At 70.9% G+C, this 18,351-nt stretch carries 16 protein-coding genes and 2 pseudogenes; 11 read left to right on the forward strand and 7 right to left on the reverse strand.

What is annotated here, in order from left to right:
• The first annotated feature begins 17 nt into the window (after positions 1-17).
• From ACQEWB_RS00700 to ACQEWB_RS00710, 3 genes are all read left to right on the forward strand, one after another.
• Entirely contained in the window at positions 18-1,454 is a 1,437-nt protein-coding gene (locus ACQEWB_RS00700) for an amidase (protein ID WP_432825866.1), read from the forward strand.
• Between the two features lie 152 nt (positions 1,455-1,606).
• Entirely contained in the window at positions 1,607-3,136 is a 1,530-nt protein-coding gene (locus ACQEWB_RS00705) for an APC family permease (RefSeq protein WP_432825868.1), read from the forward strand.
• A 622-nt stretch (positions 3,137-3,758) separates the two neighbouring features.
• Positions 3,759-4,118 (forward strand): hypothetical protein, encoded by a 360-nt coding sequence (locus tag ACQEWB_RS00710; protein ID WP_432825870.1) that lies wholly within the window; start codon positions 3,759-3,761, stop codon positions 4,116-4,118.
• Between the two features lie 143 nt (positions 4,119-4,261).
• On the opposite strand, the gene ACQEWB_RS00715 is transcribed toward ACQEWB_RS00710, so the two are convergent.
• Together ACQEWB_RS00715 and ACQEWB_RS00720 are read right to left on the reverse strand one after the other, a co-directional pair.
• The gene (locus tag ACQEWB_RS00715) at positions 4,262-4,711 is read right to left on the reverse strand and encodes a peptidoglycan-binding domain-containing protein (RefSeq protein WP_432825872.1); all 450 of its coding nucleotides are present in this window, start codon (positions 4,709-4,711) and stop codon (positions 4,262-4,264) included.
• A gap of 72 nt (positions 4,712-4,783) precedes the next feature.
• Positions 4,784-5,197 carry a hypothetical protein gene (locus ACQEWB_RS00720; protein ID WP_432825874.1) on the reverse strand — a complete coding sequence of 138 codons (414 nt, stop codon included), beginning with the start codon at positions 5,195-5,197 and terminating at the stop codon, positions 4,784-4,786.
• 168 nt (positions 5,198-5,365) lie between these two features.
• Here ACQEWB_RS00720 and ACQEWB_RS00725 point away from each other — a divergent pair, with 168 nt between their 5' ends.
• Positions 5,366-5,719 carry a VOC family protein gene (locus ACQEWB_RS00725; protein ID WP_432825875.1) on the forward strand — a complete coding sequence of 118 codons (354 nt, stop codon included), beginning with the start codon at positions 5,366-5,368 and terminating at the stop codon, positions 5,717-5,719.
• 16 nt (positions 5,720-5,735) lie between these two features.
• Here the strand turns inward: ACQEWB_RS00725 and ACQEWB_RS00730 are convergent.
• Positions 5,736-7,210: pseudogene (locus ACQEWB_RS00730) on the reverse strand (MFS transporter).
• Between the two features lie 203 nt (positions 7,211-7,413).
• Between ACQEWB_RS00730 and ACQEWB_RS00735 the strand changes: the two are divergent.
• Positions 7,414-8,622 carry a chitinase gene (locus tag ACQEWB_RS00735; RefSeq protein ID WP_432825877.1) on the forward strand — a complete coding sequence of 403 codons (1,209 nt, stop codon included), beginning with the start codon at positions 7,414-7,416 and terminating at the stop codon, positions 8,620-8,622.
• Positions 8,623-8,854: 232 nt separating this feature from the next.
• Positions 8,855-9,442, forward strand: a complete 588-nt coding sequence (locus ACQEWB_RS00740) for a hypothetical protein (RefSeq protein ID WP_432825879.1) — start codon at positions 8,855-8,857, stop codon at positions 9,440-9,442.
• Between the two features lie 255 nt (positions 9,443-9,697).
• On the opposite strand, the gene ACQEWB_RS00745 is transcribed toward ACQEWB_RS00740, so the two are convergent.
• Positions 9,698-10,477, reverse strand: a complete 780-nt coding sequence (locus tag ACQEWB_RS00745) for an alpha/beta fold hydrolase (RefSeq protein ID WP_432825881.1) — start codon at positions 10,475-10,477, stop codon at positions 9,698-9,700.
• Positions 10,478-10,773: 296 nt separating this feature from the next.
• Here ACQEWB_RS00745 and ACQEWB_RS00750 point away from each other — a divergent pair.
• Positions 10,774-11,330, forward strand: a pseudogene (locus tag ACQEWB_RS00750) (cytochrome P450); the annotation flags it as partial.
• A gap of 120 nt (positions 11,331-11,450) precedes the next feature.
• On the opposite strand, the gene ACQEWB_RS00755 reads toward ACQEWB_RS00750, so the two are convergent.
• The 3 genes from ACQEWB_RS00755 to ACQEWB_RS00765 all read right to left on the reverse strand — a co-directional run bounded on the left by ACQEWB_RS00755 (position 11,451) and on the right by ACQEWB_RS00765 (position 14,873).
• Positions 11,451-12,974, reverse strand: coding sequence for a helix-turn-helix domain-containing protein (locus tag ACQEWB_RS00755; protein WP_432825883.1), 1,524 nt, complete (start codon positions 12,972-12,974; stop codon positions 11,451-11,453).
• A gap of 101 nt (positions 12,975-13,075) precedes the next feature.
• On the reverse strand, positions 13,076-14,278 hold the full coding sequence (locus ACQEWB_RS00760; RefSeq protein WP_432825885.1) for a GDSL-type esterase/lipase family protein: 1,203 nt from the start codon (positions 14,276-14,278) through the stop codon (positions 13,076-13,078).
• 16 nt (positions 14,279-14,294) lie between these two features.
• Positions 14,295-14,873 (reverse strand): TetR/AcrR family transcriptional regulator, encoded by a 579-nt coding sequence (locus ACQEWB_RS00765; protein ID WP_432825887.1) that lies wholly within the window; start codon positions 14,871-14,873, stop codon positions 14,295-14,297.
• Positions 14,874-14,943: 70 nt separating this feature from the next.
• Here ACQEWB_RS00765 and ACQEWB_RS00770 point away from each other — a divergent pair, with 70 nt between their 5' ends.
• The 4 genes from ACQEWB_RS00770 to ACQEWB_RS00785 all read left to right on the forward strand — a co-directional run bounded on the left by ACQEWB_RS00770 (position 14,944) and on the right by ACQEWB_RS00785 (position 18,314).
• Complete coding sequence (locus ACQEWB_RS00770; RefSeq protein WP_432825889.1) at positions 14,944-15,438, forward strand: FBP domain-containing protein; 495 nt, start codon at positions 14,944-14,946, stop codon at positions 15,436-15,438.
• Between the two features lie 9 nt (positions 15,439-15,447).
• A complete protein-coding gene (locus ACQEWB_RS00775; protein WP_432825891.1) occupies positions 15,448-16,068 on the forward strand; it encodes an L-threonylcarbamoyladenylate synthase in 621 nt (206 codons plus the stop codon).
• 126 nt (positions 16,069-16,194) lie between these two features.
• Entirely contained in the window at positions 16,195-16,950 is a 756-nt protein-coding gene (locus ACQEWB_RS00780; protein ID WP_432825893.1) for a dienelactone hydrolase family protein, read from the forward strand.
• A gap of 188 nt (positions 16,951-17,138) precedes the next feature.
• A complete protein-coding gene (locus tag ACQEWB_RS00785; protein WP_432843591.1) occupies positions 17,139-18,314 on the forward strand; it encodes a glycoside hydrolase family 64 protein in 1,176 nt (391 codons plus the stop codon).
• The last annotated feature ends 37 nt before the right edge of the window (positions 18,315-18,351 follow it).

Consider the following 18,351-nt stretch of genomic DNA (forward strand, 5'->3'; position numbering starts at 1 on the left):
GGAAAGGACCGTTCGTGATGCCATCGCCGATTGACCCGTTCACCTCAGCTGTCGAACTCGCCGCGGCCGTGCGCCGCAAGGAGATCAGCCCCGTCGAGGTGGCCGACTGCTACCTCGGTCGGATCGACGAGCTCGACCCCCGGCTCAACGCCTTCTGCCACCGGGCCGACGACGACGTCCGCAAGGCCGCGTCAGCGGCGGCCGACGTGGTCGCGCGGGCCGGCTCGGACGACGTACTCCCGCCGTTCCTCGGTGTGCCGTTGCCCGTCAAGGACCTTCTGGACGTGGCCGGTTGGCCCACGACCCATGGGTCCGCCGGTGCGCGGAAGACGCCGGCGGAGACGTCGGAGCCGGTCGTCCGGCGGTTCGTGGACGCGGGGTTCGTGCTGCTCGGCAAGACGACCACCTCCGAGTTCGGCTCCCTGCCCTTCACCGAGAGCGAGGCCCTCGGCATCTCACGCAATCCCTGGGATCCGGAGCGCACACCGGGCGGGTCGTCGAGTGGCGCGGGCGTCGCCGTCGCCGCCGGGATGGCGCCCGTCGCCCATGCCGAGGACGGCGGCGGGTCGATCCGTATCCCCGCCTCCTGCAACGGTCTCGTCGGGCTCAAGCCCACCCGGGGCCTGGTCAGCAACGCGACCGTCGTCGTGGAGGGGCTGGCCACGAGTGGTGTGGTCTCCCGTACCGTGGCGGACACGGCGGCCGTCCTCGATGTGCTCGCCGTCCATGATCCCGGCGCCTGGTGGTCGCCGCCGGCTCCGCGCGGCTCCTTCGCCGCCGCGGTGCGGACGGAGGCGCCGACCGGGCTGCGGATCGGTGTGCTGACGGACTCGCCGATCGACGGGATCAGCGTGGACCCGGCCTGCAAGGCGGCCGTCGACGTCGCCCTCCGCGCGCTCGATGCCGCCGGTCACCACATCGTCGACACTCCTCTGCCGCTGCCCCCGACCGACGAACTGGTCTCCGCCTTCACGACCATCTGGAACATCGGCGGTGCCGGGATCGAGCTGGCCGACCCGGACCGCGTCGAACCCCACAACCGTGCCCTGCGCGAGGCGGCCCGGGCCGTCGACTCATGGGCGTACGCGGAAGGGGTCCTCAAGACCCAGGAGCTGTCGCGGCGGATCGTCGAGGGCTTCCTCGCCGGGTTCGACCTGCTCGTCACACCGACGATGGCGTGCCTCCCGCCGCTCGTCGGCGCGTGGCGCGAAGGCGTCGACGACCATCCGCTGATGGCGCTGCTCAACAGCTACCCGATGGGGGTGTTCACGTCCGTGTTCAACGTGACCGGGCAGCCGGCGATCTCCCTGCCCGTCCACCAGGACGACGCCACCGGCCTGCCCGTCGGCGTCCAGATCGTCGCGGCACCGTGGCGCGAGGACCTCCTGCTCCAGGTGTCCCGCGCCCTCGAACTGGCGCACCCCTGGACCGACCGCCGCCCGCCGGTCGGCTGAGCACGGGGTGGCCGGATAGCGCGGGAGACCGGGGCAAGCCGGATGTGAAGAACTGATGGTCAAGACTTCACCACGAACGCTTGTGCGCTTGTTCCTGGGCGTCGATCATTGGCCGAATCGCACACCTCTCCCGCGCCCCCGAGGAGCCCCCGGTGACCGCTGGCCCCATCGCACCCGAGCCGGTCAGCGCGCCGCCGGCCGCCCAGGAGGAACGGCAGAAGCTGCGCAAGCACTTCGGCCGCTTCGACATCCTCTTCTTCCTGCTGTGCACCATCGTCGGCGTGGACACCATCGGCACCGTGGCCTCCTCCGGTGCCGAGGCGTTCACCTGGCTCATCGTGCTGGCCGCCGTGTTCTTCATCCCCTCCGCGCTGCTGACCGCCGAGCTCGGCGCCGCGTTCCCCGACGAGGGCGGCCCCTACATCTGGACCAGCCGCGCCTTCGGCCGCCTGGCGGGTGCGGTCAACAACTTCCTCTACTGGATCACCAACCCGGTCTGGCTCGGCGGCACGCTCTCCGTGTCGGCCGTCACCGCGTACACCACCTTCTTCAACGACGGAAAGGATCTGAGCACCCCGGCGTTCTACGTCTTCACGCTCGCCTTCGTCTGGGTCGGCGTGCTCGCGGCGATCCTCTCCTTCGACATCGGCAAGTGGATCCCCACGATCGGCGCCTGGAGCCGTTTCCTTCTGCTCGGCCTGTTCACCCTCACCGTGGCCGTCTACGGCATCAAGCACGGCCTGCACGGATTCGGGTTCGGCGACTTCTCGCCGACGTATGCGGGATTCGTCGGCCTGGTGCCGGTGCTGATGTTCAACTACGTCGGTTTCGAGCTGCCCAACACCGCGGGCGACGAAATGACCGACGCACAGAAGGACGTGCCTTTCGCGATCTTCCGCAGCGCTTTCCTCGCCGTTCTGCTGTACGCGCTGCCGATTCTCGGCATCCTGCTGGTCCTGCCGGTCAAGGCCGTCACGGGCCTGGGTGGATTCATCGACGCGATCCGACAGGTCTTCACGGTGTACGGCGGTCAGGTCGGCGCCGACGGCAGCGTCTCGCTCAGCGGTGCGGGGAGCCTGCTCGGGGATCTCGCCGCGATCATGTTCATCCTCACGGTGCTGTCCTCCGGCGTCACCTGGGTCATGGGCTCCGACCGGGCGCTGGCCGTCTCCGGCTACGACGGCGCGGCGCCCCGCTTCCTCGGCGTCATCTCCAGCCGGTTCGGCACTCCGGTGCGGGTGAACATCCTCAGCGGGCTTGTCTCCACCCTCGTGCTGGTCCTGGCCCACGAACTGACCAACGGCAGCGCCGCCAAGCTCTTCGGCGCCGTCCTCGGTCTCGCCGTGTCCACCACCCTCGTCAGCTATCTCGGCATCTTCCCGGCGCTTCCGGTACTGCGCCGCAAGGCCCCGCACGCCTCCCGGCCCTACCGGGCGCCGTTCCCCCGCACCATCGCCACCGTGCTCACCGTGCTCATCCTGTTCGCGAGCGTGCAGCTGGTCGCACCCGGTCTCGGCGACCACTGGTTCGGCTCCGACTTCCGCCCGGACGGCTGGAGTTACGACGAGCGCTGGAAGTACCTCCTCACGGAGGCCGTCCCGCTCGCCGCCTTCATGCTCCTCGGCGTCCTCTTCTGGGCACTGGGTAGCCCGACCCGCAGGTCGGTAACCCTCGAGAAGTAACCGGGTCGGCCTGTCACAGGATCTCCTCGGGCGAGTTGTTCAGCGGAGGTGAACCCTCACCGGGTCCGCAGGAAGTAGCTGAAAACCGGGAACCTGAGCGGATCCATGTGGAAACGCCCAGGCATCTCGCACATGCGCCTGACTCACCTTCCACTTGCCCGCCGGATGCAGCTCGCCGAGGCCCAACTGCCGATCCGGTAAGGGAGATGAGGGCGCGGCCAGGGCGGAGCGTACGAGCGTCATCACGCCCGAACCGGGGCTGCGTGGCCAACTGCACGCCGGAGACGAGCGGTTCGACACGCTCGAGCGAGGGTCCGGTGCCGGCCGACCTCGTGGTCGACTGCACCGGGCTCCGCTCCCGGCTCCCCTCCTGGCTGCGGGACATCGGCGTGGCGGGGGCGAGCGAGGAGTCAGGCGTGCGCGGCTTCGCCTACTACAGCCGCTGCTTCCGCTCCACCGACGGCGGCCTGCCCGCCACCGCCTCTGCCTCACCATCCGCGGCGACGACCACGAACTGCGCACCCTCCTGCGCGACGAGCGCGCCTGGTCCGCCGCCGTACGGCTGTTTCCCGGCGCGGCCGCCTGGCTCGCGAGGCGGCCCATCACCGACGGCGTCCAGATCATGGGCGGGCTCACGGACCGCAGGCGGAATCTGTACGACACCGAAGAGCCCCTGGTCACCGGGGTCGTCGCGGTCGGCGACGCCTGGGCCTGCACCGTCCCGACCGTCGGCCGCGGGCCGGCGACGAGCCTCCGGCACAGCCTGGCCCTGCGCGATGCCCTGCGGGAGACGGGCCTGTCCGACCCCGTCGACCTGGTGACCCGGTTCGCCGCCGCGACCGACGACGGCCTCGCCCGGATCTACCGGCACACCACCTCGCACACCCGCCACCGCCTGGCGGAAATGGACGCGCACACCGCCGGACGGCCGTACACCCATGCCCGGCGCCCAGGAGGCCTTGCGCGCGCCGGTGCTCGCTGATGCCGTGATCCGGCTCCTGCCCGAGTTCGAGCAGCGGATGCCGGCCGGTCCCGCGCGGGTGGATCCTCAAGGCCGTCACCGAGTGAGCGGAGTGCAACTCTTCCCAGTCCTGCGGACGTTGAGGGCGGTGGCGCCGACTGCCGTCACGGCTCGGAGGTCTCGGATTCGAGTGAGGTCCGGGTCGCGTGGCCGTACACGCCCGACTCGTCCGACAGGATGACGCGGGTGAGCTGGTAGCCGCGGACCGCGCTCTGGACCTCGCTGTCGTAGTCCCCGTCGGCCTTTCCGTCGTAGTAGCCGATCTGCTTGAGGCGGAGCTGGAGTTCGACGACTTCGGATCCCTTGTCGCCCAGGCGGAGGACGGGGGCCTGGCCGCCCGATTCGCTCGGTGAGGGGCGCCCGTGGCCGTGGCGGTGGCGCTGGCCGAGGGGTCGGTGGGGCGTTGGGGCCGGTCGGGGTGGGCGAGCCTTCGGTCGAGGTCGCGCCTGGTGAGGAGGAGGCCGTCGGCGAGGAATCCGCGGAGGAGGTCGCGTGGGACGGGTCCGGGGAAGACGTGTCGCTTGCTGAGGGTGAGCCGTCCGGGAGGCCCGCACGGACGCCGCCGGACAGGGAGTCGTCCCGGGCCGGGCCGTCGTACCAGAAGATGCCTCCGACGAAACCGGCCGTCACCACGACGGCCACGGCGGCTCCGACGCCGGCGACCAGCACCGCGCGGGGGCGTCGGCGACCGGTCCGGGGGCATCGGACGGGGAGGGCAAGGGCGGAGACAAGGCGGCGTGGTCCGAATCGGACGCCGCGACGGTCACAGCCGTCTCACCCAAGTCCTCGGCTGAGTTCGGCGGTTGTTGCTCCCCCACGCCTTCCGGGTCGTCCGAGCCGTCCAACTGCCCTGCCTCGTCGCCGACTTCGACGAACGGCCGGATCCGCACCGGGTCGAAGTCCTCCGCTGCCGCCGCCTCCGCCGTGCGGGCCGCGCGGTGGGCGTCGGAGGCGCGGCGGCCGCAGGAGCAGGACGGAGTGCCGTCCGCTGCCCGGGACTTGCCGCATTCAGGGCAGACGGGGCCCGTCGGTTCGCTCACGTGTTCCCTCTCCGTGCGAAGTCCAAAGTTTAAACAGTTGGGCTCCACACGACGTCCACAACTTCTCAGAATCTGGAATCGGGAGGTCCGGAGAGGTCAGAACCGGCCAGTGCGCGGCGGATGGGGCGCTGCCAGGCCGTTCACTCGCCCTGATGGCAGGATGGCGGCATGGAACGTGTGCTTGGAATCGGTGGTTACTTCGTGAGGGCCGCCGACCCGGCGGCCCTGAGCGTCTGGTACCGCGACTGTCTGGGGCTGGACGCCGACGAGCACGGGCTGTGGCGTCAGGAAGCCGGGGCGACGGTCTTCGCGGCGTTCGAGTCCGGCACCGACTACTTCGGGTCCCGCACCCAGCAGACCATGCTCAACTTCCGGGTCCGCGACCTGGACGCGATGCTCGCGCAGTTGCGTGCCAAGGGTGCGGACGTGGCCGAGGAGACGCAGGACATGGAGGGTGTCGGCCGGTTCGGCTGGGTCACCGATCCCGAAGGCAACCGGATCGAGCTCTGGCAGCCCGCCTGATCGGGATCGGCGGCCGTCAGCCCTGGCCCGCGTGGAGGTGGCTGTGGGAGACCTCGGGCGGGCACAGCTGCTTGCTCGCTCGCCGGTCGCGGTGCCAGTCGTGGATCGCCAGGGCCAGCGCGCACGCGACGGGCGCGATGCCCAGTCCGACGGCGGTCGCGACAGCCGTGCGGTAGTCGTGGTGGTCGGCGGCGAGGACGACGTAGAAGAGTCCGGGGAGTGCCGCCGTGCCGATGGAGCCGCCCAGGCGCTGTCCGGTCTGCAGGGCGCCGCCCGCCGCTCCCGCCATGCGGACCGGGACCTCGCGCAGGGTCATGGTGACGTTGGGCGAGATGACGCAGCCGCTGCCCAGGCCACCCAGGAAGAGGGCCGGGACGGTGAGCCAGGGGCGAGGCCGGTGGAGGCCAGGCGCAGGATCAGGGCCGTGCCGCCCAGGCCGAGCGTGACGGCGGCAAGTCCGCAGACGGTCAGCACTCTGCCCAGGCGGTCCACCAGTCGGCCGGCCAGCGCGGCGGCGAGGGCGGAGCCGAGGGCGAAGGGGGTCACTGCGAGGCCCGAGCGGAGCGGTGAGTAGTCGAGGCCGTTCTGGTAGTAGAGGGCGAAGACCAGCCATACGCCGCTGAAGCCCACGAAGTAGAGGGTGGCGATGGCTGCGCCGGTGGCGTAGCCGCGGGTATTGGTCAGGAGGCGGGGGTCCAGGAGGGGGTGGCCTTCGCGGGCCGCGACGCGTCGCTCCCAGCAGACGAACGCGATGAGCAGCGCCGGGCCCACGACGAAGAGCCACCACAGTCGTCGTACGCCTCCCGACTCGGCGAGCACCAGCGGGAGCATCAGGGCGAGGACTCCGGCGCCGAGGAGTGCGACGCCGACGACGTCGAGGCGTTCCCGGTGGCCGGGAGCCGTCTTCGGGAGGAGGCGGAGGCCGAGCAGGAGGGCGATCGCGCCGACCGGGACGTTGACGTAGAAGATCCAGCGCCAGCCCTGGGGGCCGTCGGCCAGGGCGAGGACGAGGCCGCCGACGACGGGGCCGACGGCGCTGGAGATGCCGACCGTCGCCCCGAACAGGCCGAAGGCGCGGCCGCGTTCGGCGCCGCGGAACATCTGCTGGATGAGCGCGGAGTTCTGCGGGGCGAGACAGCCCGCGGCGACTCCCTGCGCGAGGCGGGCCACGACGAGCCAGGTGATGGTGGGGGCCGCGCCCGCCGCGGCGCTGCACAGCACGAAGGCGCCGAGGGCCACGAGGAAGATACGGCGTCTGCCGACGGCGTCGCCGATGCGGCCGGCGGTGACCAGGACCAGGGCGAAGGCAAGCGCGTAGCCGGAGACCACCCACTGGATGGCGGGTGCCGTGGTGTGCAGGTCGCGTTGCATGGACGGCAGCGCGACGGCGACGATCGTCACGTCGAGCAGGCTCATGAACCCCGCCACGAGGGTGACCCACAGCGCCTTCCACCGCCGGGGGTCGGCTGCGTCGTCCGCCTGCGTCGGCACCGCTCCTCCTCCGCCGTCGTCCGGACAGCATGCCCCGGGTGGCGCGGCTCTGCGCGTCGGCAGTGCGCGTCGGCAGTGCGTCGGAGCGCAAAGGAATCACCTGGTCTGGACCAAGAAAGAGTTTGGTCTAGACCTAACCGTAGACGTGCTCGTCGCCCGGCCCGAAGCTGGGGGCCACTCCCCCACCTCATCGGAGGCACACCGTGAGACGTCTTCGCGCATGTCTCGGCGCAGCCGCCGCCGTCGGACTCGCCGCCGCCGGAACCACGGCACTGGTAGCGGGCAACGCCTCGGGCGCCACCACCGCGCTCGACAACCGCTGGTACGCGGCGGCCCCCTACCTGATGCCGCTCGACAACGACCCGCCGGACCCGGCCGCCATCATGGACGCCACCGGCCTCAAGGCCTTCCAGCTCGCCTTCGTCCTCGCCCCCAACGGCGGTGGCTGCTCCCCCACTTGGGGCGGTACCGCGCCGGTCTCCTCGGACACGGCAGTCCAGTCCGTCATCAACACCATCCGCGCCAAGGGCGGCGACGTGTCCGTCTCCATCGGCGGGTACGGCGGTACGAAGCTCGGTCAGACCTGTTCCGACGCGGCGGCGACCGCTGCCGCGTACCAGCAGGTCATCACCAAGTACGGCCTGCACGCGATCGACTTCGACCTGGAGGAGCCGGAGTACGAGAACACCGCGGCGATCAAGAACGAGATCGGTGCCGCGAAGATACTCCAGCAGAACAACCCCGGTCTGTACGTCTCCGTCACCACGGCGGGCACGGCGGACGGCACCGGCTGGTTCGGCAAGCAGATGCTGCTGGAGGCGAAGTCGCAGGGGTTCACGCCGAACAACTTCTCGATCATGCCGTTCGACGGCGGTTTCAACGGGGCCGCCTCGCAGACCAGCGCGCTCACCAACTTCAACTCCATCCTCCAGTCGACGTTCGGCTGGGACCAGGCGACCGCCTACGCCCATGAGGGCTTCTCCGGGATGAACGGGCGCAGCGACACCGGCGAGTACTTCACCCAGGCCGACTTCCAGACCGTGCTGGACTACGCCACGAGCCACAACATGGACCGCTTCACCTTCTGGTCCCTCAACCGGGACCGCCAGTGCACTCCGGCCGACAACGGCGGCCGTACGTCGGGCACTTGCTCCAGCGTGGCGCAGAACTCCTGGGACTTCGCCAAGTACTCGGTGAAGTTCGCGGGCGCCACCCCGCCCACCTCGACACCCACGCCCACCCCCACACCGACGCCGACCGGGTGCAAGACGGCGTGGAGTTCGACCGCGGTCTACACCGCCGGCGACGAGGTCTCGTACAGCAACCACAACTGGAAGGCCAAGTGGTGGACCCAGAACGAGGTGCCGGTCGCCTCGGACTGGGGTGTCTGGCAGGACGAAGGGGCTTGCTGACAAGGTGAGTTGCGCCCCCGCGAGAGCGCGGGCGCACTGCGAGACACCCCTGACGCCTCCGTGCGCCGGTGTGTGCTGCCGGATTCCCTTCCGTTCGTCGGGCACTCGGTCGCGGACCGGGTATCGATGCCAACGCGGGTGGAAGCGGGCGGCGTTGGGGGCTGGCACGGTGGCGCGCCTTTCGTGGACTCACGGGCCCTACGAGTCACGTCGCGCACGGCGGCGGAACGCGGTGCGCCTGCTGCGGGTCGAGGGCCGCTACGGTCCGCGACTGCGCGATGTACTGCCGGCGCTCGTGGCGCTGACGGTGGTCGTGTGCGCGCTGGTCGCCGGGCTGGCGGCGGGCTATCGCACCGCCGGTCTCGCCGCCCCCGTCGCCGGGGGCGCTCTCGTCGTGTTCGTCGTCGTGTTGGCGGTCCGCGGTCGGCGCCCCGGCGTCCGCCGCCGCTCCGGCTACTACATCTCGGACGAACTGCTCGAACTCGACACCCAGGGCCTGGCGTTGGCGGTGGCACGGATGCTGCGCCGGGACGGGTGGCGCGTGCGGATGCTGTCCGCGCCGGAGCGGCCGCACCTGTGCGCCCGGGACAAGGGCGGCCACCGGCTGGAAGTGGCCTTCCGGCCGGTGGCGGAGCCCCTCCCCGACGAGGACGTGTCGCACCCCCGGCAGCACCGGGGCGACGCAGAGTCCTCGCCCCTCCGCCTTGTCGTGCATCGGGCACCTTCAGGGCACGGGACGTCCACTGGGCACGCCGGGAGGGGCACATCTGCCTGCTCGACGGCACCGCGCTGCGCCGCTGGGCAGCGGGCACGCGCCTGAGCGACCTCCTCGCCGGGCAGCTGTGACGACCTACCCCGCGTACGACTCATGGGCCGACGGCTGGAGCCGGTCTCGGACACTGCCGGGGAAGACATTCGGCCGGCGAAACTGTGCGCGCGCTCCAACGAGTTGCACCTGGTCCAGGACGGGGAGATCGTCGACGTCGTCCCGACCTGTCGAGGAGAGGGCCGTTGCTTTCTGTGAGACGTACCGCAGGGCGATTCGGGCAGTCGTCCGGTGGTCACACCCAGACGGTCACACCCGGTCGGTCACGAACGCGTCGAGCGCGGCGGTCAGCTCCGCGGGCTTCTCCACCGGCAGTTCATGGCCGGCGTCGATGATGCGGACCACGGCGTTCGGATACGCCTTCGCCATGCGCAGCATCTGCTGCACCGGCAACTGGATGTCGTGGTAGCCGTGCACGAGAAGCGTGGGCGCCTCGATCTCGCCGACCCGGTCGAGGACGTCGAAGGCCCGCATGGCGCCGTAGTCCGTCATGACCACCTCCTTCGGCGTGGCCGCGGAGGCCTCGATGTACTTGCGGACCTCCTCGCGCGGGTAGCCGGGCGAGAAGGCCCGCTTGATGTTGGCGGCCACGAACAGCTTGAACGGCACCCGGGTGGAGATCGCCATGAGGAGACCCCGCCCACGGCTGTAGGTCATACGGCTGATCGAGTCCACCAGCACCAGGCGTTCCACCCGGTCGGGCTGGGCGAGGGCGATGGTCTGGGCGATCATCCCGCCCATGGAGTGACCGACCAGGACGCACCGGTCGACCTCCAGGTGATCGAGCAGGGCGAGGACGTCGTCGGCCAGCTCGCCGACGGCCCGCACCCCCGCGCCGGTGCTCTCGCCGTGCCCGCGCAGGTCCAGCCGTATCACCCGGCGCCGGACGGCGAATTGCTCGGTCTGGTGGTCCCAGCGATGCCGGTCGGCCGTCCACCCGTGCACGAACACCAGCGGCACGCCCTCGCCGTCGCGGGGCCCCTCGTCGTCGTACGTCAGCACTGCGCCGTCGACTTCGAGCTGCGGCATGGTCGCCTCCTGGACGCAGTCCGGTTACTGGCGAGTACAGTAGCCGTGACCGGGCGGCCCGTCACGCCCTTGTCCGGAGGCGCCGTTGAGCCGACGTCCCACGGAAAGCGGTGCGTGCGGATGCCGAAGTGCGGGGACGACTGGAGGTCCCGGACGCCTTCGACGGCGCGTAGGACGCCGTTGGCGAAGTCCGGCAGCTCGCGCGGGCCCGGTGCGAGCTGCTCGGCGAACAGGTCGAAGCCGCCGGAAGCCAGCGGACCGGCGTACCGGACCGATGCGGGCGCGGTTCGGGTGGTGAAGTGGTCAACGTACGGGCCCTTCTGGCGCAGCCACTGCCGACGCGGATCATCTGTGAACTCTTTCGCGTGCCCGACGAGTTGACCGAGGACACGGGCCGGATGATCGCCGACATCATGGACCCCTGCGACCCGGGCCCGGAGCACGCCGCGTCCGTACAGCGGCAGATCGGTACGGTGCTGCCGACGCTGATCGGCAACGCCGTGGTCGCACTGCTGCTCCGTCCCGAGCAGCCGGCCGCCGTGCGGGCCGGGGGGATCGGGTGGGACGAGGTCGTGGAGGTGACGCGGCCGCGGGGCTGGATCCGGCGCAGTACGGTGCGGACGCGGGGGTCTTCGACGCGGCGCGCAGGGCCGACGATCATCTGGCGTTCGGTATCGGTGTGCACCGGTGCATCGGCGCGCCGCTCGCCCGGGTGGAGGCGCTCGCCGCGCCGCTCGCCCTCTTCGAACGCTTCCCCGAACTGCGCCTTGCGGTCGGCGAGGACGAACTGCGGCAGGTGCCGTCGTTCATCGCCTTCGGCCGGCAGGAGGTGCCGGTGCGGCTGCGGGGCTGACACCGCAAAGGGGGCTCGACCGGTCCCCCGTTCCGGTCGCGCCCCCGCGGCCCGTCGAACTTACGTGCCCGGCGGAGGCCTTGGGTACCGCGTCGGTGCCCCATGGCGCGCCCGTGGGACTCACCCGTGCACAGGTGAGTCCGGATCGCCCCGGTTCGCACGGCGCAGGTCGGGCTCGTCGAGATCGCCGAGGGCCAGGTGGGCGAGGACGACCTCGTAGAGATCGCTGCCCGCGGCGAGCAGTTGGCGTTCCAGGACGGGTTCCGCGCTGCGGACGTGTTCGCGGACGGTCTGCGCGTGCACGCCGAGATCCTGTGCGGCCCGTTCGGCGTTGCCTCCGGCGGCGATCCAGGTGCGCAGGGTGCGGCGCAGGTCGCGGGCGTCCGGGTCTAGGCGGCCGAGCAGGTCGTGGGCCCAGGTGCGGAGGGCGGGCCCGGCCAAGAGGTCGTCGAGCCCGGCGGGGGCCGCCTCGACGACCTCGCCGGGTTCCTCGCCCAGGCCGACCTGGGTGTTGAGGGCGAGGTGGACGACGGCACGGACGGTGAGGTCGGCGAAGTCCGTGTGCAGCAGGGTCTCGACGCGTTCCATGCGGGCGCGGACGGTGTTGCGGCTGACGCCGAGGACCTTGGCGGCGCTGACGGCGGTGAACTCCAGGCCGAGGCGGGTGGTGGCGAGGAGTTCCGCGCGGGTGTGGTGGGCGAGGGTGTCGAGCGGGTGCAGCAGTCGAGTGGTCCAGCCATGCAGGGCGGCCGGGTCCATCAGGCGCTCGGGGTGGGTGCGTTCGGCGTAGACGGCGCGCTTGTCCGGGCGGAAGCGGGCGACGGCGAGGGCGCTGACGGCCTGTCCGTAGGCGGTGGCGGTGCGGGCGAGGCTGTGCGGGGCGCTGCCGCCGAGCAGCGTGCCGGGTCGGCGGCCGATCACGGCACGCAGCTCGTCGGCGGCGGCGTCCCGGGGCGTCACGACGATGACGTGCACGTCCATCGCGGGGCAGCGCACGACCAGCGCCCGCTCACGCGTGGCCGCCAGGCATTCCTCGGCGATGTGGTCGCGTTCCTCGGCGCCGCCCTCCAGGACGTAGACGCACGCGGAGTCCGTGTCGAGCAGGCCGGGCCAGAGGCCCGCGGCCACCCGGCGGGCGGAGACCGTGTCCTCGACCATCAGCAGTTGCAGGATGGCCAGGCGCAGGTCGGCGGCCGCGCGTTCGAGCCGCCGTCGGGCCGTGGCCGTCTCGTCGGCCCTGAGCAGGAGTTCGATGACCTGGGCGGAGTGGGTGACGATGTCGGAGGTCCGCCGGTCGAAGGGCGTCTCGCGGGACACGACCAGTACACCGGCGCCGCCGGGCTGGGGCTGGTCCACCCTGACGAGCCGCAGGTGGCGGCCCTCGCCGTCCCAGGCCGCGGAGGCGATCCGGCCGCCGACGATCTCCGCGACCAGGCCACCCTCGTCGAGCGGGATCCGCGTCCCGGCGAGGACCGCGCCCGCTTCGTCCTGAAGACACGCCGTCCCCCGTACAGCCTCTGCGAGCCAGCCGACGACCCGGCGGACGTCCCGCCCGGCCGGTCGCAGATGGTCGAGCAGTTCCTGCGCCCACGCCGAACCACCGGCGCCCTGTTCAGTGGGCGCCACGCCCGTTCGGCCAGCCATCTCGGCCTTCTCCTCGTGCATCGCATCGACCTCGGCAATCGCGGGGACGTTACCCCACGCCTGCCCAACCGTCGCACGGGTACGGCCCGAAGAGCCCGGTTTCAGGCGCGATGGACGGTAAGTGCGTCCTTCCCACCGAAAACGCCACCGTCCGTGAAGGCCAGTGCGGCGAAGCGTTCGCCGATACGGCGGTGGGTGGCGGCGTCCGGGTGGAGGTCGTCCGGCAGCGGGAGTTCGTCGGTGTCGGTGTCGCCGTAGAGGTCGCGGCCGTCGAGGTGGTGGAGGTTCGGGTCGTCGGTGGCGCGCTGCCGGACGATGCGGGCGAGTTCGTCGCGGATGACGTTCAGGGTGAGCTTTCCGCTCGCGCGTTCGGCGGGGTCGCCCAGGGCGACGAACCTCAGCCGACCGGCGGCGATGTCGCTGAAGTCCGGGACGCTCGGGCCGGGCGTGTCCTCGTGGATGGGGCACATGATGGGCGAGACGACCAGGAGCGGTGTGTCGGGGTGGCCTTCGCGGATGGTGTCGAGGAAGCCGTGCACGGCGGGCGTGAAGGCGCGCAGACGCATCAGGTCGGTGTTGACGAGGTTGATGCCGATCTTGAGGCTGATCAGGTCGGCAGGCGTGTCCCGCAGGGTGCGGGCGGTGAACGGGTCGAGCAGCGCGCTCCCGGCCAGGCCGAGGTTGATCAGTTCCACGCCGGCGAGGGAGGCGGCGAGGGCCGGCCAGGTGGCCGTCGGGCTCGCGGCGTCGGAGCCGTGGCTGATCGAACTGCCGTGGTGCAGCCACACTTTGCGGCCGGTGACCGGTGCGGGCTCGACCGGGGCGTCGGTGCGCAGGGCGACGAGCTCGGTGGTCTCGTTGTGCGGGAGCCAGATCTCGATGTCCTTGAGTCCGTCGGGCAGGTCGGCGAAGCGGACGGTGCCGATGGGGCCGGACCGGAGTTCGGCGGTGCCGGCCGTCATGTCGACGGTGATGGTGTTGCCGCCCGTGACACTGGCCTGGCCGGTCGGGCGGCCGTCGACGAGGAGGTCGTAGAGGCCGTCGGGGCGGGGCGGAGCGCCGACGTAGTCGCGCTTGGTGCGCAGTGCGTCGAGTTCGATCACGGTCGCGCGGGTGCGGAAGGCGAGCCGTATGCCCGAGGGTTGGGACTCGGCCATGGCCAGCTGCGGGTCGGTGTTCTGGGCGCGGGCCCAGGCGGGCAACCGGTGCGGCAGCAGGCCGTGTTCGGTGGGTTCCGTGTCGAGGGCGCCGCGCAGGAGGTCGGCGGTGACGGGCGTGGTGATCCAGTCGTGCTCGGTGTGCATGTCCTCGGCCTGTCGATCAAGGGGTGGGGGTGGCGGGCCAGTTGCGCAGCAGCGCGTCGAGGGCGTCCAGGATCCGGGTCCAGGTCTCCTGCGAGTCGGGGGCGCTGTGGCTGAAGCCGCCGGCCAGCTCCAGGCTGCTGTACCCGTGGAAGACGCTGCCCAGGAGGCGTACGGCATGGGTCTGGTCCGGCTCGCTCAGGTCGTAGCCGCGCAGGATGGCGCGGGTCATCTGGGCGTGCCGTACGCCCGCACTGGCGGCCGCGGTCTCGGGGTCGAGCCGCATCCGGGCCGCGGTGGCGCGTCCGGGGTGCTGACGGCCGTAGTCGCGGTAGACGTCGGCGAAGGCGACCAGGGCGTCCTTGCCGGCCCGGCCCGCCACGGCGTCGGCGGCCAGGTCGGCGAGTTCCTCCAGGGCGAGGAGCGCGATCCGGGTCCTCAGGTCGTGGGAGTTCTTCACGTGCGCGTACAGGCTCGCGACCTTGACTTCGAAGCGCCGTGCCAGCTCCGAGGCCGTCACCTGGTCGAAGCCGACCTCGTCGGCCAGCTCCGCTCCCGCCCGGACCACGCGGTCCGTGGTCAGCCCTACCCGTGCCATGAGCACCCTTCCGATCGCCTGAACCGATTATGCATTTGCCTAAAGCTTTTAGGCAAATTAGCTTGGGCCTATGGAACCGCTGACCGAGCAAGAGATCCGCGCCGCCTTCGTGAACTGCTCCAAGGGCGAGGCGAAGCGGCTGAACGTCCCGCGCGACCTGGCCGACCTGCCCTGGGAGGACCTGGACTATCTCGGCTGGCGCGATCCGCAGGCACCCGACCGGGCCTACCTCGTGGTCGAGTTGGACGGCGGCCTCAAGGCCCTCTCACTGCGCACGTCGAACGCCGGGTCCTGGCAGACCAGGCGCAGCATGTGCTCGATGTGCCTGACCACGCACTCCGGTGGCGTCTCACTGATGGTGGCACCCAGGGCGGGCAGGTCCGGGCAGCAGGGCAACTCGGTGGGCGCCTACATATGCAGCGACCTCGCCTGCTCGCTGTACGTGCGCGGCAAGAAGGACGCGGGGATCGGCGCCCGGCTGCACGAGACGATCACCCTGGAGGAGAAGGTCCGGCGCACCGTGGCGAACCTCGCCGCGTTCGTCGCCAGGGTGACCACGGCATAAGCTCGGCGGATGGCGAAGTACTTCGACGTGCACCCCGACAACCCCCAGCCGCGCATCATCTCCCAGGTTGCCGACAGCATCCGCCAGGATGCCCTGATCGCGTACCCCACCGACTCCTGCTACGCGCTCGGCTGCCGGCTGGGCAGCCGGGACGGCATCGACCGGATCCGCAGCATCCGGCACCTGGACGACCGGCACCACTTCACCCTCGTATGCCAGGACTTCGCGCAGCTCGGCCAGTTCGTGCGGGTCGACAAGGACGTGTTCCGGGCCATCAAGGCGTCCACGCCCGGCAGTTACACCTTCATCCTGCCGGCGACGAAGGAGGTGCCGCGCATGCTCCAGCACCCGAAGAAGAAGACGGTCGGCGTGCGCATCCCCGACCACGTCGTCACCCAGGCACTGCTCTCCGAGCTGGGTGAGCCGCTGCTGTCCAGCACGCTGCTCCTGCCCGACGAGGAGGAGCCGATGACACAGGGCTGGGAGATCAAGGACCGGCTCGACCACGTGCTCGACGCTGTGGTCGACTCCGGCGAGTGCGGCACCGAGCCGACGACCGTCATCGACTTCTCGGACGGCGAGGCGGAGATCGTACGGCACGGAGCCGGGGACACCTCCCGGTTCGAGTGAACTCCAGTGTTCCACCAGGCCGGGGCCCCTTCCGGCACGGTGGGTGGCACGTGCAACGATGGCCGCATCCGGCCCGTCGGGCAGCAGAGCCGGTCGGCGCCGAGCACGCAGAGAGGCAGCCTCCCCATGAATTCCGTACAGGGAACGGCCGTTGACATCACCACCGAGGACGGCGTCTCGGACGCCTACCTGGCACACCCCGGTGACGGCCTCCCCCACCCCGGCGTACTGCTCTACCAGGACGCCTACGGACCGCGCCCGCACCTCAACGCCATGGCCGACCGGCTGGCGGCCGCCGGCTACACGGTGCTGCTCCCGCACGTGTTCTACCGGCACGGGCGTGCGCCGGTCTTCGACCTCCCCGACTTCCTCGGCCCGGAGGCCCTGGGCGCTCTCTGGGAGCAGATCCCCCCGGTGATGCAGTCCCTCACGCCCGAGCTCGCCATGCGGGACGCAGGCGCGTATCTGCAGTGGCTGGCCGACTCCCCGCTGGTCGCCGACGGCCCGGTCGCCCTGACCGGCTACTGCATGGGCGCCCGGCTCGCCCTGCTCACCGCCGGCACCTACCCGGACCGGGTCGCGGCGGCGGCCGGCTTCCACGGCGGGCGGCTGGCGACGGAAGCTCCGGACAGCCCCCACCTGGTGGCGGAGAAGGTCACCGCCGAGCTGTACTTCGGCCACGCGGACGAGGACGCCTCCATGCCTCCCGAGCAGCAACTGCTGCTCGAGGAGACCCTGACGGCGGCGGGCGTACGGCACCGCTGCGAGGTCTACCCGGGTGCGCAGCACGGGTACACGCAGGCGGACACGGACGCGTACGACAAGGAGGCCGACGAGCGGCACTGGGCGGCGCTGCTCGATCTGCTCGGCCGCACTTTCTGACGCTCGGCTTCAGAACTCACAGCGACGCCCGCGGTTCCAACTCCGTGGGCGTCGCCCTGTGTTCAACTCATTGACATGCACGCACCCTGATGCCAGTTTGAGAGCGCTCTCAAAAACAGGTACGGACCAATCCCCTCGAGTGACCCCACACACGGAGGTGGAGCGTGCACCACAAGCTCACGCGCCGCATGACGGCCCCCACGGCCGCGGCCGCCCTGATCGCCGCGGTGATCGCGATCCAGTCGCCCTCGTCCGCCAAGGCGGCGGTGCCGGCGACGATTCCCCTGAAGGTGACCAACAACTCCGGTCGTGGAGACGCGGTTTACGTCTACACGATCGGAACCCTGCTCTCGACGGGCCAGCAGGGCTGGGCGGACGCGAACGGTACGTTCCACGCCTGGCCGGCCGGCGGCAATCCGCCGACGCCCGCGCCGGACGCGTCGATCGCGGGACCGGCCGCGGGTCAGTCGAAGACGATCCAGATCCCCAAGTTCTCCGGGCGGATCTACTTCTCGTACGGGCAGAAGCTCGTGTTCAAGCTGACCACCGGCGGACTGGTACAGCCCGCCGTGCAGAACCCGACCGACCCCAACCACGACATCCTCTTCAACTGGTCCGAGTACACGCTCAACGACTCGGGGCTGTGGCTCAACAGCACGCAGGTGGACATGTTCTCCGCGCCCTACGCGGTCGGCGTGCAGCGCTCCGACGGAAGCACGGTGAACACCGGGCACCTCAAGTCCGGCGGCTACAACGGGGTCCTCAACGACCTGCGCGGCCGGTCCGGCGGCTGGGCGGGGCTGATCCAGACCCGGTCCGACGGGACGGTGCTGCGGGCGCTGGCGCCGGGGCACGGGCTGGAGTCCGGCGCGCTGCCGGCGTCCGTGATGGACGACTACATCAACCGTGTCTGGCAGAAGTACGCGTCGTCGACCCTGACCGTGACGCCGTTCGCCGACCAGCCGAACACCAAGTACTTCGGCAAGGTCGCGGGCAACGTCATGAACTTCACCAACGGTTCGGGCGCCGTCGTCACCAGCTTCCAGAAGCCGGACGCGGACAGCGTCTTCGGCTGCCACAAGCTGCTCGACGTGCCCAACGACCAGGTGCGCGGCCCCATTTCGCGAACCCTGTGCGCGGGCTTCAACCGCAGCACACTGCTGGTCAACGCGAACCAGCCGGACACGTCCTCGGCGAACTTCTACCAGGACGCGGTGACCAACCAGTACGCCCGCGCGATCCATGCGCAGATGGCCGACGGCAAGGCCTACGCGTTCGCCTTCGACGACGTCGGCAACCACGAGTCGCTCGTCCAGGACGGCAGCCCGCAGCAGGCGTATCTGACCCTCGACCCGTTCAACTGACGCCGAAGGGCCTCACCCCGGCAGGGGTGAGGCCCAT

Origin of the sequence: Streptomyces sp. CA-249302, from assembly GCF_050936785.1 — a bacterium.
Classification (GTDB): Bacteria; Actinomycetota; Actinomycetes; order Streptomycetales; family Streptomycetaceae; genus Streptomyces.

What these genes read in the sequence shown, in the direction of transcription:
- ACQEWB_RS00775 (WP_432825891.1), top strand. Translation starts at nt 15,448, where the DNA reads ATGGCGAAGTACTTCGACGTGCACCCCGACAACCCCCAGCCGCGCATC.
- ACQEWB_RS00765 (WP_432825887.1), bottom strand. Translation starts at nt 14,873, where the DNA reads ATGGCACGGGTAGGGCTGACCACGGACCGCGTGGTCCGGGCGGGAGCG.
- ACQEWB_RS00770 (WP_432825889.1), top strand. Translation starts at nt 14,944, where the DNA reads ATGGAACCGCTGACCGAGCAAGAGATCCGCGCCGCCTTCGTGAACTGC.
- ACQEWB_RS00745 (WP_432825881.1), bottom strand. Translation starts at nt 10,477, where the DNA reads ATGCCGCAGCTCGAAGTCGACGGCGCAGTGCTGACGTACGACGACGAG.
- ACQEWB_RS00785 (WP_432843591.1), top strand. Translation starts at nt 17,139, where the DNA reads ATGACGGCCCCCACGGCCGCGGCCGCCCTGATCGCCGCGGTGATCGCG.
- ACQEWB_RS00755 (WP_432825883.1), bottom strand. Translation starts at nt 12,974, where the DNA reads ATGGCTGGCCGAACGGGCGTGGCGCCCACTGAACAGGGCGCCGGTGGT.
- ACQEWB_RS00760 (WP_432825885.1), bottom strand. Translation starts at nt 14,278, where the DNA reads ATGCACACCGAGCACGACTGGATCACCACGCCCGTCACCGCCGACCTC.
- ACQEWB_RS00725 (WP_432825875.1), top strand. Translation starts at nt 5,366, where the DNA reads ATGGAACGTGTGCTTGGAATCGGTGGTTACTTCGTGAGGGCCGCCGAC.
- ACQEWB_RS00780 (WP_432825893.1), top strand. Translation starts at nt 16,195, where the DNA reads ATGAATTCCGTACAGGGAACGGCCGTTGACATCACCACCGAGGACGGC.
- ACQEWB_RS00700 (WP_432825866.1), top strand. Translation starts at nt 18, where the DNA reads ATGCCATCGCCGATTGACCCGTTCACCTCAGCTGTCGAACTCGCCGCG.
- ACQEWB_RS00710 (WP_432825870.1), top strand. Translation starts at nt 3,759, where the DNA reads ATGGGCGGGCTCACGGACCGCAGGCGGAATCTGTACGACACCGAAGAG.